The 16,393-nt window shown below is 33.3% G+C and carries 16 protein-coding genes; 4 read left to right on the top strand and 12 right to left on the bottom strand.

From position 1 onward, the window contains the following. Positions 1-51: 51 nt before the first annotated feature. The 3 genes from CN925_RS08545 to CN925_RS08535 form a co-directional block, all read right to left on the bottom strand. A complete protein-coding gene (locus tag CN925_RS08545) occupies positions 52-1,164 on the bottom strand; it encodes a DUF5667 domain-containing protein (protein ID WP_098845834.1) in 1,113 nt (370 codons plus the stop codon). Between the two features lie 261 nt (positions 1,165-1,425). Further along, positions 1,426-3,096 carry an arginine--tRNA ligase gene (argS, locus tag CN925_RS08540; protein WP_098845833.1) on the bottom strand — a complete coding sequence of 557 codons (1,671 nt, stop codon included), beginning with the start codon at positions 3,094-3,096 and terminating at the stop codon, positions 1,426-1,428. Then, positions 3,093-3,530 (bottom strand): YwiB family protein, encoded by a 438-nt coding sequence (locus CN925_RS08535; RefSeq protein WP_180232903.1) that lies wholly within the window; start codon positions 3,528-3,530, stop codon positions 3,093-3,095. The genes argS and CN925_RS08535 overlap by 4 nt, the downstream gene beginning before the upstream one ends. 302 nt (positions 3,531-3,832) lie before the next feature. Here CN925_RS08535 and CN925_RS08530 point away from each other — a divergent pair, with 302 nt between their 5' ends. Continuing rightward, positions 3,833-4,087 carry a hypothetical protein gene (locus CN925_RS08530; RefSeq protein WP_098845831.1) on the top strand — a complete coding sequence of 85 codons (255 nt, stop codon included), beginning with the start codon at positions 3,833-3,835 and terminating at the stop codon, positions 4,085-4,087. 102 nt (positions 4,088-4,189) lie between these two features. On the opposite strand, the gene CN925_RS08525 is transcribed toward CN925_RS08530, so the two are convergent. From CN925_RS08525 to speE, 5 genes are all read right to left on the bottom strand, one after another. After that, positions 4,190-5,416, bottom strand: coding sequence for an MFS transporter (locus tag CN925_RS08525; RefSeq protein WP_098845830.1), 1,227 nt, complete (start codon positions 5,414-5,416; stop codon positions 4,190-4,192). Positions 5,417-5,439: 23 nt separating this feature from the next. Continuing rightward, on the bottom strand, positions 5,440-5,862 hold the full coding sequence (locus CN925_RS08520; protein ID WP_098845829.1) for a MerR family transcriptional regulator: 423 nt from the start codon (positions 5,860-5,862) through the stop codon (positions 5,440-5,442). Between the two features lie 275 nt (positions 5,863-6,137). Continuing rightward, a complete protein-coding gene (locus CN925_RS08515; protein ID WP_180232902.1) occupies positions 6,138-7,253 on the bottom strand; it encodes a PepSY-associated TM helix domain-containing protein in 1,116 nt (371 codons plus the stop codon). Between the two features lie 185 nt (positions 7,254-7,438). Beyond that, positions 7,439-8,311: an agmatinase gene (gene speB, locus CN925_RS08510; protein ID WP_098845827.1), complete on the bottom strand. Its 873-nt coding sequence runs from the start codon at positions 8,309-8,311 to the stop codon at positions 7,439-7,441. Positions 8,312-8,323: 12 nt separating this feature from the next. Beyond that, positions 8,324-9,151, bottom strand: a complete 828-nt coding sequence (gene speE / locus CN925_RS08505) for a spermidine synthase (protein WP_098845826.1) — start codon at positions 9,149-9,151, stop codon at positions 8,324-8,326. 316 nt (positions 9,152-9,467) lie between these two features. On the opposite strand from speE, the gene CN925_RS08500 reads away from it, so the two are divergent. Continuing rightward, entirely contained in the window at positions 9,468-11,486 is a 2,019-nt protein-coding gene (locus tag CN925_RS08500) for a transglycosylase domain-containing protein (RefSeq protein WP_098845825.1), read from the top strand. A 154-nt stretch (positions 11,487-11,640) separates the two neighbouring features. Here CN925_RS08500 and CN925_RS08495 read toward each other — a convergent pair whose 3' ends face one another. Next, positions 11,641-12,153, bottom strand: coding sequence for a YwhD family protein (locus tag CN925_RS08495; RefSeq protein ID WP_098845824.1), 513 nt, complete (start codon positions 12,151-12,153; stop codon positions 11,641-11,643). 10 nt (positions 12,154-12,163) lie between these two features. After that, the gene (locus CN925_RS08490) at positions 12,164-12,832 is read right to left on the bottom strand and encodes a site-2 protease family protein (RefSeq protein WP_098845823.1); all 669 of its coding nucleotides are present in this window, start codon (positions 12,830-12,832) and stop codon (positions 12,164-12,166) included. Positions 12,833-12,994: 162 nt separating this feature from the next. On the opposite strand from CN925_RS08490, the gene CN925_RS08485 reads away from it, so the two are divergent. After that, a complete protein-coding gene (locus CN925_RS08485; protein WP_098845822.1) occupies positions 12,995-13,180 on the top strand; it encodes a 2-hydroxymuconate tautomerase in 186 nt (61 codons plus the stop codon). Positions 13,181-13,233: 53 nt separating this feature from the next. On the opposite strand, the gene CN925_RS08480 is transcribed toward CN925_RS08485, so the two are convergent. Then, the gene (locus CN925_RS08480) at positions 13,234-14,547 is read right to left on the bottom strand and encodes an HD domain-containing protein (protein ID WP_098845821.1); all 1,314 of its coding nucleotides are present in this window, start codon (positions 14,545-14,547) and stop codon (positions 13,234-13,236) included. Positions 14,548-15,002: 455 nt separating this feature from the next. Next, positions 15,003-15,230: a YuzB family protein gene (locus CN925_RS08470; protein WP_098845819.1), complete on the bottom strand. Its 228-nt coding sequence runs from the start codon at positions 15,228-15,230 to the stop codon at positions 15,003-15,005. A gap of 225 nt (positions 15,231-15,455) precedes the next feature. Here CN925_RS08470 and CN925_RS08465 point away from each other — a divergent pair, with 225 nt between their 5' ends. Next, positions 15,456-16,298 carry an RsfA family transcriptional regulator gene (locus CN925_RS08465; RefSeq protein WP_098845884.1) on the top strand — a complete coding sequence of 281 codons (843 nt, stop codon included), beginning with the start codon at positions 15,456-15,458 and terminating at the stop codon, positions 16,296-16,298. Positions 16,299-16,393: the final 95 nt, after the last annotated feature.

Genomic DNA, 16,393 nt, shown 5'->3' with positions numbered 1-16,393 from the left:
ATGAAATGTTCCATATGATTTTATTGAAAGGTGAATGGAAATAATCACTTATTAGTTTTTACCATGTCCATGTCCATTTCCATGGTTTTCACCTTGGTTATTTGAGTTATGATTTTTTTTCCACTCTTGCTTTTCATTTCCCTTATGTTTTCCACGCTTTTCATGTTCACCTTGATTTCTATGGTTTGTATCATTTTCATGCTTTACTACGTGTTTTACTACATGCTTTATCTGTTTTTCTTCTTTTTCAACTTTTACTTTAACTGGTTTTACTTCTTTTGACTTATGTTGATATCCTACCTTATGCTCTACTGTTACAGGTTTTGTAGCAACATGAGTAGCTGCTTCTTTGTCATCATTTTCACCTTGGTCATCTTCATTAACATTTTTAACTTCTGTATCATTTACGTCTTCAATTTTAGTAACTGTTGTAATAACTTCTGGAGTAGCTGACTGTTCTGCCGTTGCATCAGGATATTGAACTGTAATAACTGGTTTTAAAACTGGTGAATCCTGTTCTGTATGCTTTAAGACTTTCTCTAGTCTTTCAGAAATTTTATTAAAGCTCTTTTCAATATTTTTAGCAATTGCAGCTTTTGCTTTTGGATTTTTAACTTGATCTAAAACATTTGCCAATACAAGTAAATTATTATTTAGATGGTGTTGAACTTTGGCAATTTCTTTTTGCTCTTTTGTTAATTTTTGTTTGTCATGTTTTTCAACATGTTCTTTTTCTGTTTTAGCTTTATCTTGTTCTTCATTTTCTACTTTAGTTGAATCATCAGCTGGTTCTGTAGCAGTTGGTTGTTTACTGTCAAGTTGGCCTTGAGCAACTTCAATCTTGCCTAAAGCTTCTTTTATTGTTTCTTTTGCTAAATCTTCTTTGCCTTCTTTTATTAATTCTCTTGCTTCATGGATACGCTCTTGTGCAAATTTAGATAAAAGTTCTGCTTCTTTAACTTTATTTGTTGTTAGTAATAGTTGAATTTTTTCTACAGTTGTTTTTACAAAGTAGAAGAAATCGCCTTTAACTAATGCAGGTGCTTCTTCTTTTGTGTCAGTTGGTGAAACAGTTTCATTTTCTGCAGCAAGTACTGAACTTGAGAAACCTAACTGAGATAGTAATAATGCTGTTGCAGTTGTATGTACTAATAACTTTTTCATGAGTTTTTTCCCCTTAGTAATAATTTCTTATTTATTCTCACTATATCTATTCGCAGAGAATTTCTTTTTTTAGGGGGTCGTTTTAAGAAATTTATAAAAAAATGGTGAAATTTGTTTTCTTTCCCTATTTACCGACATTTTTTTATCTATTATCAAACTAAAATATTACAAATTTATATTTAGTAAATCGATTGATTGTAATTTATCAAACAAAAAAAGTACCATACCCCAAATAGGGATATGATACTTTCACTAAATTACTTACATTTTTTCTGGTGCAGAAACTCCAACTAAAGCTAATGCATTTTGTAATGTAACTTGAACAGCTTTCATTAATGCCAATCTAGCCTTTGATTTTTCAACATTTTCAGGATCTAACACCTTTTCTGCATTATAGAAACTGTGGAATGTACCCGCTAATTCAAACACATAGTTTGTAATATGATGAGGAGTACGTTTTGAAGCAGCTAATGAAACCACCGCTGGGAATTCTCCTAATTTCTTTAATAACTCATATTCCTTTTCAGATGAAACAAGGCTATAATCAGCTTCTCCATTGTAAACAATACCCATTTCTTCTCCTTGACGAAGAATACTACACACACGAGCGTGTGCGTATTGAGAATAATACACTGGGTTTTCGTTTGATTTAGACACAGCTAAGTCCATATCAAAATCTAAATGTGAGTCACATCCACGCATTGCAAAGAAATAACGTGTCGCATCAATACCTACTTCTTCCATTAGATCACGTAGAGTTACTGCTTTACCTGTGCGTTTACTCATTTTTACTTTTTGACCGTCTTGATATAACTGAACCATTTGGATAATTTCTACTTCTAGCGTATCAGCATTATAACCTAGCGCTTGAATTGCTGCTTTCATTCGAGGAATATATCCGTGATGGTCAGCTCCAAGAATATCAATTAATTTATCTGCTCCTCGACTAAGCTTGTCACGGTGATAAGCGATATCCGGAGTTAAATAAGTATACGAGCCGTCACTTTTAATCAGTACACGGTCTTTATCATCTCCATATGTTGTAGAACGGAACCACGTCGCTCCTTCTTCTTCATATGTTTCACCACGTTGTTTTAAATCATCAAGAGCCTCTAGCACTTTACCGTTTTCATATAATGACGTTTCTGAATACCATACATCAAAGTCTACTCTGAAATTACGTAGATCTCGTTGCAGTTTCTCCATTTCTAATTTTAAACCATACTCACGGAAGAATTTGTAGCGAGTATCTTCTGGTTCATTCATATAACGGTCACCAAATTCAGCAGCTAATGTTTTACCAATCTCAATAATATCTGCCCCATGGTAGCCATCTGCAGGCATTTCTTTATCCATTCCAAGAGCTTGCATATAACGAGCTTCTACTGATAAAGCTAAATTATTAATTTGGTTACCTGCATCGTTAATATAATATTCTCGAGTTACTTCATAGCCTGCTTTGTCTAAAATATTACATAGTGAATCTCCAAACGCTGCTCCACGAGCATGTCCTAAATGTAAATCTCCAGTCGGATTCGCTGAAACAAATTCAACTAAAATCTTTTCACCGTTACCAAAGTTTGTTTGGCCATATTCGTTTCCAGATTTAATAATTGTAGGGATTAAATCAGTTAAGTAACTATTATCCATATAGAAATTGATGAATCCTGGTCCAGCAATTTCCACTTTTTGAATGCTTGCCTTACTTTGATCAAAAGAATTAATTAACTCCTCTGCAATCATTCTAGGAGCCTTTTTAGCAACTCGTGCTAATTGCATCGCCATATTTGTTGAAAAATCTCCGTGCGCTTTATCTTTTGGTGTTTCTAATACGACTTGAGGTAATTGTTCCTCTGTTGCTAGTCCTGCTTTTAATACCGCAGCTTCGATCTCATTTTTCAATCGATTTTTTACTTGTTCTAATGTATTCATTTCGTTGCCTCCTTAATTGATACTGTAATGTTATACGAACCAGCATTTTCATCTCCTACGAATAACTTATATCCTAATTGAAGTAACCCTTTCAAAGGTTCTTCAGATACTAGAAATTGTAGTTTTTTTGTATATGCCTTCGTTTGAAATACGCCTAACTCATTTGAGAAAGTACCTTCAGTCGTTTCATTTACTCGATATTGATGACGCATCATAACTCCGCCATTTCGAATAATCGTTACTTCCCCTTTACCTATTTTCATAGTAGCCTTTACTTTTCGATCCTCGTGATTTTCATCAAATAATAAATATGAAACATCATCTTTTTTATAGTATAGGCCATTTGCTTGAAAACTGATTTTATCACGCCCGTGTGGATCTTTTATCAAAGTCTCAAAGTCAATTGAGACAGGTATACCTTGTTGTCCTTTCACTTTTACACGTCCTTTTCTCCCCATGAACGTAACGAATCACATCCAAAAATCATCTTTTCCCATTTTAGCATAATCTAATTAAAAAAATAAAATAGGTAAGAAAAAAATTGTGAAAATTATTCATTAAAGTGAACAAAATCATCAGACTTTGAAAAATAAATGTAAATTGTTTAATGACTCATTGAACGTAATCAACTTGAATTGCATAAATAATCTTGCCTTGAACTAAGAGGGATTTTTGTTTTCAATTGAAAACCATTTGTGAGACAATAAAGAACATATGATGAATTAAAGGGGATTTTATGAAAACTTTTGCACAACTATCATCCATCAAACTATTTTTCATTGGACTAGGCATTGGGATCATTTCATTGTCGAGTATTTTTCTCATTTATTTGTACGTATTTTTTGTGCCATTCGTTGTAGGACTCATCTTGTGGTTCATTTTCAAACGAAAAGCAATCATGTTCGGAAGTTTTACAGCAGCACTAATTGGATTACTCGCATTGATTGGCTTCATCGTTTATCTAGCGGTGTTTGGTCATTTCGGACCATGAAAAACAGTTCGTAGTGGGCTGTTTTTTATTTTTTCATTTTAAAATACAAAAACCCGCCAGGAATACGCAATTCCTAGCGGGTTTAAGAACTACCCGATTATATTAATGTGCAGATTCTGCTTTATCAATATGAATTAAATGCTTTTTATTAATAAACAAGAAAAGTACCGATAGTAATACAAAACATCCACCTACATAGAATGGAACATGTGAATTATACCATTCAGCAAGTTTACCTGCTAAATATGGTGCAATTGCCCCACCAAGGAAACGTAAAAAGCTATATGCAGCTGATGCTGTTGAGCGTTCAACTGGAGCTGCTTGCATTACTGCTGTTGTAATTAATGTGTTGTTATTTCCTAAAAATGCACCAGCAATTATTACACAGACAATAATTACACTATTTGTTTCTGTTCCAATTCCCATTACGATCAGTGTGAAAGCGAAAAGTGTTAGCATAGCATACATCGATTTAAGTGTACCGAATTTCTTTTGTAATTTTGGTGCCATAAATACAGATGTAATTGCTAATAAAAGTCCCCATCCTAAGAAAACTAATCCTAAACCATGTTCCTTTAAACCCATAAAAAATGGTGAGAATGCTAATAAAGTAAAGAATCCAAAGTTATATAAAAATGCTGTAATACCTAATGTTAATAACGATCTATGTTTAAGAGCACGGAATGGATCAAGGAATGATGCTTTTTTCGTATTTTTTGTTATAGGTGTTTTTGGCATCATAATAGATAGAGATAAAAATGCAATGACCATTAAACAAGCTACGCCAAAAAATGGACCTCTCCAAGAAATTGAACCTAATTCTCCACCTAAAAGTGGACCAACTGATATCCCAAGGCCAATCGCTGTTTCGTATAAAATAATAGATTGTGCAACACCAGATCTAGATAATGAAACAATTGCAGATAATGCAGTCGCAACGAATAATGCGTTACCTAGACCCCAACCTCCACGTAACCATACCAATTCCCAAATACTACTTGAGTTTCCTCCAAGACCTGAGAAAATCGCAATAATTAGTATGCCTAAAAGTAGTGTCCATTTGATTCCAATACGTGAAGAGATAAAACCTGTTATTAACATCGCGATTGCCATTACTAAATTGTAACTTGTAAAAAGAAGCGTTACATCACTTTTAGAAGCATGCATCTTTTCAGCAATTGCTGGTAAGATTGGATCAACTAAACCAATTCCCATGAATGCGATAACGCAGGCAAAACCAACTGCCCATATTGCCTTTGGTTGATTCAAAAGACTAGGTTTTTGATTTATCTTTGTCTTTTGTTTTTTACTATTTGCCAAGTTTGACATCTTTTATCCATCTCCCATAGTATTTATTGTTCTAATGCTTTTTTCACCTTTTGATACATCTCATTCATTTCATCTCGAATCTCGTTCATTTTTTCAAGCTTGTCATCAATCATTTTTAATTGTTGACCAAGTATTTCTTCCGCCCCTAGAAGCTTTTCTTTTCTTTCTTCTTCAGTCATCTTTTCCTTGTTTTCTCTATATTGTAATCGGAATTCTTCAAACGCCTCACTGATTGCCATATATTCCTGTACCTCTTGTAAAGAAAATCCAAGAACATCACGAACATTCATTATTTTCTTCAGTCGTTCGATATGAAAGTCTGAATAAAGTCGAAATCCTCCTTCGCTTCTTTCAGGTGGTGAGATTAAACCAATTTCTTCATAATAACGAATCGATCGCTTTGTTAATCCACATTCCTTCGCTACTTCATCTATTTTGTAAAGCAAATCATTTTCTCCTTTCGAAATGAATTTCCCCTTTTTATATCACTTATCTATCTTACTCCTAGTATATCGTTAACGTCAACGTTAACTTTTTACATTTTTCTATTTTTATCTTTCTACAAAACGGTTGTTTTACTATAAAAACAATACAAATACTCATATTTGTTCCCAATAAAAAAACCCGAAAGATAAATACGGCTGTTTGCGCATTTTCTTACGGGTCCTATCAATGATTCAACCGATTTGGTTAAAAACATACTTCAATATAAAATTTTGGTTTATGCTGCTTGTTGTAATTTTTTCAATTTTTTAGCTTTGTTTTTTCTCTTTAACGCCCACATTGTAATCCCAGTTATACCTAAGCCAAGCGGAGCTATGCCAACTAAGGCATAAATTGTTTTTACGAACACGCCACCGAAAGTTCCTCTATGCAAACTTTCACGCCAAACAAAAAATTTATCATAGGCTGTTTCAGTATTTTTGGAAAATGTTCCTAAATGCTTTCCAGAAAATTGATCAAAGAATTCCCTTGTATTTCCTTTACCTTCAGGATCGTAACTGCCATCACTTAATTGTGCTTCTATAACACCTTCTTTATCCGATGGAAGTCTGAACTTGTATAACTCACCTTCCGGGTGTAATTTATTAATTTGGGCAACTATCGAATCCAGTCCAATTCGTTGTTTACCATTATCAACCGATTTAAGATCTTCAGGATAATTCGATGTAAATTTCAATTTCAAAGATTCTTCAATCTTTTCTTGGAATGGAAATAGCATCCCCGTAATTGCTACAACAAGTAAAAATGGTAAAGTAATAACCCCTATGAAATTATGTAATGATAGATTTTTTGCCATTTGACTTTTATTCCATTTAATTTTTAGGCTTTTAAACATTCGTTTAATACCTGGATACCATAAATAAACACCTGTAATAAGAATAATAATAAATGCAATTGCAACGATACCAATAATTGTTTCACCAATTTCATCTAATAATAAATGTGTATGTAACTCTTTAACAAAAGAAACGACTGATTTTTCTCTATCAAAATTCCCCAATAATTTGCCATTACTTGGATCTACATATACATCAATTTCATTATGCCCTTTTGACATACTTGCATGGTATACATCCGATAACTTTGAAGGCACATCCATCCTTGAAATTTGAAAACCTTTGTACTGTTCAAGGAAAATCTTTTCTGCTTCTTTAATGCCAACATTTATTTCATTACTTGCCGGCTTAAAATACTGTGGATTTAAAACATGCTCAATCTGATTGCCAAACACCAATACACTACCTGTTGCACAAACAGCAATAATAAAAAGTCCAAAAACTAAGCTGCACAACAAATGTAGCATTAAAATAGATTTCCTTACCCCTTTTTTCATCTTCTCTTCCCCCTTATTTTGATAACAATAATCGTTCTCAATTATAAAGGTAATGATTATCATTATCAATAGGAATTTTAGATATTTGATTAAATAATTATTTAAGTAGTTAACGGTTTTATAAATTCAATATAAAAAGGCGAATTCTCGTCCTAATGAACGAAAAATCGCCTTTTATAAATCTTTTATTTTACCCAACCTAATAAGATTTCACGAATAAATTTACTTGCTGCAACTTGAGTTTGCTCTGCATGATCGTATACAGGAGCTACTTCTACTAGGTCTGCCCCAACAACGTTAATATCACTATTTGCGATTGCTAAGATGCTATCAAGCATTTCTTTTGATGTAATACCACCAGCTTCAAGTGTTCCTGTTCCAGGAGCATGTGCAGGGTCTAGTACATCGATATCGATCGTTACATATACTGGACGCCCAGCAAGTGTTGGAAGTACTTTCTTTAACGGCTCAAGCACTTCGAATTTGAATAAATTCATTCCAACTTCTTTAGCCCATTCAAATTCTTCCTTCATACCTGAACGGATTCCAAATGAATAAACATTTTTTGGTCCAATTAAATCACAAACTTTTTTAATTGGTGTTGAGTGAGATAATGGCTCACCTTCATATGAATCACGTAAATCAGTATGAGCATCAAAATGAATAATAGCTAAATCAGGATATTTCTTGTACATAGCCTTCATTACCGGCCATGAAACAAGATGCTCTCCACCCATTCCTAGTGGAAATTTACCTTCAGCTAATAAGCCATCAATATAATCTTCAATCATATCAAGGCTTCTTTGAGCATTACCAAATGGTAATGGGATATCCCCTGCGTCGAAATATTTAACTTCCTCAAGTTCTTTATCTTGATAAGGACTATATTCCTCTAATCCAATTGAAACTTCACGAATACGCGCAGGGCCAAAACGAGAGCCTGGTCTGAAACTTACAGTCCAGTCCATAGGCATACCATAAATAACCGCTTTACTTTCTTCAAAGTTTGGATGACTCTTTATGAATACATTTCCAGAATAAGCTTCATCAAAACGCATAATAAAGCCCCCTTATTTAGTAAGATCAGCTACAAATTTTGGTAATACGAACGCTGCTTTGTGTAGCTCTTTTGTGTAATATTTTGTCTCAATATCGAAGAAACGATTCTCTTCTACTTCAAGTGGATCATGTTTTTTCGAACCAATTGTAAATGTCCACATACCACTTGGATATGTTGGGATATTTGCAATGTATAAACGAGTGATTGGGAAGATTTCTCTTACATCACGTTGAACTTGTGTGATTAACTCTGGAGTAAACCATGGGTTGTCCGTTTGTGCCACAAAAATTCCATCTTCTTTTAATGCTTTAGCGATTCCAGCATAGAAACCTTTTGTAAATAAGTTAACTGCAGGACCAACTGGTTCAGTTGAGTCTACCATTATTACATCATAAACATTTTCACTATTTGCAATATGCATAAATCCGTCGTCTACTTTTACTTCTACACGTGGATCTTCTAATTTTCCTGCGATTTCAGGTAAGTATTTTTTAGAGTACTCAATTACTTTTCCATCAATTTCAACTAGAGTTGCTTTCTTCACGCTTGGGTGTTTTAATACTTCGCGAATAACACCACCGTCACCGCCACCTACAACTAATACGTTTTCAGGATTTGGGTGTGTGAATAAAGGTACATGCGCTACCATTTCGTGGTAAACGAACTCATCTTTTTGAGTTGTCATAACCATACCATCTAAAATAAGCATGTTTCCGAACTCTTCTGTCTCTACCATGTCAAGCTTTTGAAACTCAGTTTGCTCTGTATGTAAAGTTTTATTAATTTTAGCAGTAATTCCAAAGTTTTTTGTTTGTTTTTCAGTAAACCATAATTCCATTTAATGCATCTACCCTTCTTTATCAAGATTTAGTTTGAAACATAAAGTATCGTAATATCTAGTTCCAACGTCTAGGCGCTACAACTTTTCGATTATGTTTCGTATTATCCCCACTCTTCCTAATTCCTATCGGATTTGTGTTGTTACGACAATTTTTTGCCGTACAAAAGAAAAGTATAGAGTAATTTTTGTGAAATGCAAGATTTTTAAAGTTAAATTATTTGATATTTTTTACTTCGGTAATTTGAATAAAATTTCTCTTAATCTACCATACTAGTAGTAAATTAGAGAAACAAATCGAAAGGAGGATACATTTTTGTATAATTTCAACTACTCTTTTCATTGGCGTACACTCCAAAAGGTCGGCATATTGCTCACTATTATTTCAATTTCAGGGACACTGTTTTTATCTTGTGTCTATCTCCTTGCAATTACATCTACAAAGCCTTCATTATTTATTGAGTCAAATTCAAGTTACTATGATAACAATCAAAAACTAATTAGTAAAACTAAGCTACTTCAAAATCGTAAAACACTTAAAATTGCAGATGTACCTCCGATTGCGGTTAATAGTATTTTAGTTTCTGAAGATCGTAATTTCTTTCATCATCATGGCTTTGACTTAAAAAGGGTTGGTTCTGCTATTTTAATTAATATAACGAAGGGACAATACGCTCAAGGCGGAAGTACAATTACCCAGCAACTTGCAAAGAATCTATATCTTTCACAAGAAAAAACGCTTAAACGTAAATTTAAAGAGGCTTTTTTGACGATGAGACTAGAGTCAGCTTACAGTAAAAACAAACTATTAGAAGCGTATTTAAACACCATTTATTTTGGACATGGTGTTTATGGTCTAGAAACTGCGGCGAATACTTTCTTAGGAAAAGAGACAAATGAGCTCACAATTGGTGAATCTACATTTTTATTAAGTATTCCAGCTAATCCTTCAGTCTATGATCCTTATGTTCATTTTTCATCTGTAAAGAAAAGGCAACAACGAATTTTATCGGCACTTGAACAAAATAAATTAATCAACTCAAAAAGTGTTAAAAATGCAATTGATGAAACGATCAAGTTAAAACCAATTAAACACACATCAAATTCTTCATTTACATCTTATTTTCAACAAAGTGTTCAAAAAGAGATTATGACTTCAATTGGACAATCGATCAATAACAATGGTAGCCAAATTTATACTACATTTAACCCCTCTATTCAAAAGCACATTGATCAAGCATTTGATAAGTTTATTAGACCAAGAACTGATTTACAGGCGAGTGTAATTGTATTAAATAGTGAAACTGGTGAAGTATTAGGTATGACTGGAGGCCGTGAGAAAGGACAGTTTTTATTTAACCGAGCAATAACGTCGAAAAGACAGGTAGGAAGTACAATAAAACCAATTCTATATTACAGTGCACTTGAAAATGGATATACCCCATCTACAAGACTTCTAAGTAAGCCTACTTTATTTCACTTTGAAGATGGAGATTCATATAGTCCTAAAAATAGTGGCAATCTATACGCACATGATTCAATCACTCTAGCTAAAGCAATTGCTGTTTCAGACAATATATATGCAGTAAAAACACAACAGGCAGTTGGGACAGACGAATTTATTAAAGCACAGAAGTTATTCCATTTAACCGCACCAAATAATAAACTACCTTCAATGGCACTGGGCACTCAAGATGCATCATTGCTCGATATGACAAGAGCTTATGCTTTAATTGCGAATAACGGTAAAGATGTTATTCCTCATTTTGTAAAAGAGATTAAAACTCAATCTGGAAAGACGATCTATAAAGAAAAGTTTGATGAAAAACAAAGATTAGATAAAGATCAAACCATTATTCTTAAGCAACTAATGAACGGAATGTTCAACACAAATTTTTCAGGCTACTTGCCAGTGACAGGTACTAGTATTATTCCTGAACTACCAAAAGATTATTATGGTAAAACTGGTACTACAAAAAAGGATAGTTGGATGATTGGATTCCATTCGAATCTTATTGTTGGAGTATGGGTTGGGTATGATCATTCAAAAAATTTATCTGTAGAGGAAAGTTCATTGTCCAAGAAAGTGTGGGCATCAGTTATAACAAATTTATCGGATAAAAATATAGTTACTAAACTACCAAATAATCTAGTTAAAGTTGCAGTAGATGAAAAGACGGGTCTCTTATATAAGGAAGGCTGTGGAAATAAGGTTTCACTTTATTTTCGTAGAGGGACACAACCTACAAAACCTTGTATAAATAAAAAAATGAACGAAAAACAAAAAAAGAAAAATAAGGACAATAAGCCTTGGTATTCGCAATATTTACTATAAAAACAAAAGACCTCACCAAATTGGTAAGGTCTTTTGTTTGTCCTAGTCCTAGCTTTGTCCAAGCTATTATTAGTTTACTTTATTTAGTCTTAAATGTAAAAAGATTATTCGACGATTTCTTCAAATTTTTTATATAATTTACCAAAAAAGTACATTAACCTAAAAGTTCTGTTTTTAGTTCGTCTGATGAGTTATTCCACATCTCTTCACTATGTGATTTTAGAAACTCCGCTAATAATTTGCGAGATTTTTCATCCATATGTTCAACCATAATTTTTCGTTTCATCGCTTTATCCATTTTATTTACGTGATCAGGAAGAAGTTTATATCCTCTTCTAGCTTCACGATCAACAGTCATGTAGCAACCTGTCACTCCAGCATAATATGGACCTTTTTCAATTCGCTCAGTTGCAACCCACACTAACCAATATGGTTTTCCATTAGGAACTTCCTCTTCATTTGTTAAGAATTTGATTCCTTTTTCAACTGAACTTCTTGCGTGCATTGCACCGATATCAACAAATACATCATTTTCTTGTATATCAATAAAAACTGGCGAAATATTTTCTAAACTAATTGCTCCAACACCAAATCCGCCATGCCCACTCGTTGAATCATTTTTTAATATATTAAATCCTAGTGATTTCTTCTTTGGTTGATCAGACATTGTGCCCCTCCTAAAAAATTAATGGTGTAACAATTGAATTAATCCAATGGAAAACTGACGGTATAGCAACCTGGAAAATAGGTTGTATTGTGTAGTTATCTAATGGAGTTAATACTAAAACTAAAAATATAAATGCTCCATACTGTTCATATTGTGACATTTTTGCACGAAGATCGTTAGGAGCTAAATCTTCTAAAATTCGATATCCATCTAATGGTGGAAGAGGAATTAAATTAAATACAAATAATACAATATTCAATTGAATGAAAATATTAAAGAAAGAATCTAAAGTAAGTGATAATGCTTGTGAGAAAGAATGAAAAAATCCGTACTTATATAATAGTGAATAAGCGATTAAACCAAGCATCGCTAGTATAAGATTACTAATCGGTCCAGCTGCAGTCGTTAAGATTCCCGCTAATCTCGGGTGTTTAAAGTTATGACGATTTACAGGTACTGGTCTTGCCCAACCAAAGCCTAATATAATAATCGCAATTGTTCCGAAAATATCTAAATGTTTGAACGGAGAAAGTGTTAATCTGCCTTGTCTTTTTGCCGTGTCATCTCCAAATTTATAAGCTATAAAAGCGTGCGCAAATTCGTGAACTGATAACGAAATTGCAACAACTAGTAATATTAATGGTATATCTTTTAATGGATATTGAAAAAATGATCCCATTCTTTGCTCCTCTCAAGAAATTGCTATTTTATCTCACTAAAACAGTTAATTTATTAATAGTTTAATTATTCTTTATGATTTCTTCAATGTTAATCGAATTAATCGTTATTATTCAGACTTCCTGAGTTATAATAAAAATGACAAAACGAAGGAGGTCCTAATATGCCATACGTTACAGTAAAGATGCTAGAAGGTCGTACTGAAGAACAAAAGAAAGCACTAGTTGAAAAAGTTACTGAAGCTGTAAGTGAAACAACAGGTGCTCCAACTGATAAGATTGTTGTTTTCATTGAAGAAATGACAAAAAACCATTATGCAGTTGCTGGAAAACGTCTTAGTGACGAATAGAATTCCATACATACAGCATCAACAGTAAACGGAATTACATCCGTTTACTGTTTTTATCTTCTTTTAGCCCCAGCTAATTCTTCAATCATTTCGATTACTTTCTTTTTCTTTTCATCAGGATTGCTATAAATTAAATCATGAGGAAAATATAACTTAGAATCGAATAACTTTTTACCTGTTATACCATCCACAAGCTCTGATTTGCGCGATATTTCTTTCAAATCACCGTTTGTTTGCAGTAGTAAAATCGGCTTCTTTCCATCTTCTTCACCGTACCTAAAGTAATCATAAGCCTCGTCTGAAATCGTATCGATGACTAAATAGTATTCCGGGTCGATCTCAATTTCTAAAAATAATTCTTTTAATTCAGCAAACTTTTCAGTATGTTTTTGTGTATCAAAGTCTACATATTGAAATAATTTTCTACTTAAAAAACGTTGACATAGATCACTTAAGATTTGATCGGACTCCTCTTGCCATACTTGGAAATAATACAAAAGGACTGATTCATCTAATTTGATATATTCATCTAAATCAACTTTTCCCTCAAACAAAAGACCAAAATGAACCGGTACATAATTAAAATGATAACCTATTTCATGCAAATATTTAGCCCTTTGTAAAATCTTTTGTAAAATAGCTTCTGCACTTCTAGAAACAGGATGAAAATAAACTTGCCAGTACATCTGGAATCGACTAATTAAATAGTGCTCAACAGCATGCATCCCAGATTGTTTTATTACGACACCATCTGGTCGAGGACGCATAATTCTCAAAATACGTTCCATATCAAAATTCCCGTAACTTACACCAGTGTAATATGCATCTCTAAGGAGATAATCCATTCGATCTGCATCGATTTGGCTTGATATCATACTCGTTACTAATTTATTTGCCGATGTTTTCTCAATGACTTCCGAAACTTTTTTAGGAAAGTCATCCCCTACTTTTTTTAGAATTTTATTAATTTCTGTTGAACCCTCAATAATTTCTCTCGTTAATTCTTCATGATCTAATTTAAATATCTTCTCAAATGTATGCGAAAAAGGACCATGACCAACATCATGTAATAATCCAGCACAAAGAGCTAATAAGCGATCATCATCATTCCATTGGGGACGACCAGAAAAAACATCATCTACCATACGTCTAATAATTTCATAAACTCCAAGCGAATGAGTAAATCGACTATGCTCGGCTCCATGAAACGTCAGATATGTAGTACCAAGCTGTTTAATTCTGCGTAGTCTCTGAAATTCCTTCGTTCCTATTAAATCCCAAATAACCTGATCTCTTACGTGAATATAACGATGTACAGGATCTTTAAATACTTTTTCCTCATAAAGCTTTTGGAAACGATATGACATACCTTGGCCCCCTTTCAATATGTATACTAATTCTTTATATGCTAATTGATTTACTTTCTATAACAAGGCGCTACATTTGAAGGTAAAAACCAACCTTCCACTTTCTTTATTTACTTTTAACCCCTGGTCCTTATATATCTTAGGTAAAATATGTTTTTCATGGTGTCTAGTTCCGAAAGCTAGCTCTTCGGTAATATTCCATCCAACTTTGAAGTGGAAAAACCACCACTTCTTCAGCTGGATGGAGATATTTCCTTCAGAGCTGACCAAGCTTTCTCCACATTTCTTATTGTCTAGCTCCAGGCGTTAGCCCCTCGAGGTCATAAGCCAAATTCCAATGAAGGTAAAAACCAACCTTCCTTGGAATTCGTCTTATGCTTTTCGGGGCTGAGCAAACGCCTTCCGCATTTCTTTACTATTATATCAAAAAAACGCTCCTGAAGATGAAGGAGCGTTTAATTCTTACCTAGTTTTGATTTTATCTTTACAATTAGATCATCTTCGTTTGGTGCGGATAAGGGACGATTGTTTACGAAGCAAAATGATTTTTTTCGCCCTGGTCCACAGTAAGATTGACAACCAATTTTAATCTCTGCTTCATCATCTATTCTTTTTAAGCGAGGGACTAATGTTTTTATATTTGTCGCCTGGCAGTCATCACATATTCTAAATTCGTTTGACATTTTTTTACAATCCTTTCTGTTCTAAATTGAACATACTCAGCAGTAATTTTACTCGTTCCAAAAAGGACATGCAAGTTTTCCAATTAAATCAATCCAAATAGTATTCTACTATTTTCTATTTTTTGTATAGTTTTCTATTTTTTTGTCCAAACTTCTATTAATCAGCTAGGAAATTAAATTGAAAATTGAATAATTAAAAAAGAAAGTTGAGGGGAAGTTTCTATGATGAAATTAAGACAGGATGCATGGACTGAAGAAAATGATTTACTTTTAGCAGAAACCGTTTTACGTCATGTACGAGAAGGTAGTACACAATTAAATGCCTTTGAAGAAGTAGGTGATATTTTAGAACGTACTTCGGCTGCATGTGGTTTTCGTTGGAATGCTGTAGTTCGCTATAATTATGAAAAAGCACTTCAATTAGCAAAGAAATTCCGTAAAGAAAAGCTTAGACACGCTAAAGGTGAAGATGCTAAGAAAAAATTATTATATACACCTTCTGAATCTAGTTATATACAAACAGATGTATCTAGTAATTTTGATCGTTATTTAAATGATGAACAAGATTTAGAATATGGTGTTGAACTTGATCAAGAATTTGGATCTTTTGTGGAAACTAACAATGAAAATAACACTAGTGTTGAAGTAAAGCACAACGAGGAACAAACGACAGAGGTATTTTCAAGTGCTCCGTCAGTTCAAAATCAATACCAATCACAAAACTCACAAGCTTCACCAGTGAATACAAGAAAAAGTTCAATTACTATGTTTGATGTCATCCAGTTCTTGCAAGGTCTTTCCAGTAGTCAGATTGGTAACGATCGTTTAATCCGTGAAAATGAGCAACTTAAAAGAGAGCTTATGCAATTACAGGAACGAAACACCCAGTTACAGAGACAAGTTGAAAAGCTTGAAAAAGACGCTACTACTGTTCAAGAAGACTATGAAACAATGATGAAAATAATGAACCGCGCTAGAAAATTAGTATTATTTGAAGAGGAAGAGAAACCAGCAGCAACATCCTTTAGAATGGATAAAAACGGTAATTTGGAGAAAATTGCAGAATAACATTGTTAGCTATAAAATAGAGGAACCAAATCATAAATTTGATATGGTTCCTCTATTTTTATGCATTCTAAATTTAAAATTCCCTCTAAAATCTA

It is taken from the genome of Bacillus sp. AFS055030, assembly GCF_002574545.1.
Lineage (GTDB): Bacteria > Bacillota > Bacilli > Bacillales > Bacillaceae_G > Gottfriedia.
Note: the sequence above shows the minus strand (reverse complement) of the source record. Positions and strands in the feature narration are given on the sequence as shown.

What these genes read in the sequence shown, in the direction of transcription:
- argS (WP_098845833.1), bottom strand. Translation starts at nt 3,096, where the DNA reads ATGAATACATTAGAACAAGTAAAAAATCGATTGAAAAATGAGATCGAA.
- speB (WP_098845827.1), bottom strand. Translation starts at nt 8,311, where the DNA reads ATGCGTTTTGATGAAGCTTATTCTGGAAATGTATTCATAAAGAGTCAT.
- CN925_RS08495 (WP_098845824.1), bottom strand. Translation starts at nt 12,153, where the DNA reads ATGTCTGATCAACCAAAGAAGAAATCACTAGGATTTAATATATTAAAA.
- CN925_RS08490 (WP_098845823.1), bottom strand. Translation starts at nt 12,832, where the DNA reads ATGGGATCATTTTTTCAATATCCATTAAAAGATATACCATTAATATTA.
- speE (WP_098845826.1), bottom strand. Translation starts at nt 9,151, where the DNA reads ATGGAATTATGGTTTACTGAAAAACAAACAAAAAACTTTGGAATTACT.
- CN925_RS08530 (WP_098845831.1), top strand. Translation starts at nt 3,833, where the DNA reads ATGAAAACTTTTGCACAACTATCATCCATCAAACTATTTTTCATTGGA.
- CN925_RS08465 (WP_098845884.1), top strand. Translation starts at nt 15,456, where the DNA reads ATGAAATTAAGACAGGATGCATGGACTGAAGAAAATGATTTACTTTTA.
- CN925_RS08545 (WP_098845834.1), bottom strand. Translation starts at nt 1,164, where the DNA reads ATGAAAAAGTTATTAGTACATACAACTGCAACAGCATTATTACTATCT.
- CN925_RS08480 (WP_098845821.1), bottom strand. Translation starts at nt 14,547, where the DNA reads ATGTCATATCGTTTCCAAAAGCTTTATGAGGAAAAAGTATTTAAAGAT.
- CN925_RS08515 (WP_180232902.1), bottom strand. Translation starts at nt 7,253, where the DNA reads ATGAAAAAAGGGGTAAGGAAATCTATTTTAATGCTACATTTGTTGTGC.
- CN925_RS08470 (WP_098845819.1), bottom strand. Translation starts at nt 15,230, where the DNA reads ATGTCAAACGAATTTAGAATATGTGATGACTGCCAGGCGACAAATATA.
- CN925_RS08525 (WP_098845830.1), bottom strand. Translation starts at nt 5,416, where the DNA reads ATGTCAAACTTGGCAAATAGTAAAAAACAAAAGACAAAGATAAATCAA.
- CN925_RS08485 (WP_098845822.1), top strand. Translation starts at nt 12,995, where the DNA reads ATGCCATACGTTACAGTAAAGATGCTAGAAGGTCGTACTGAAGAACAA.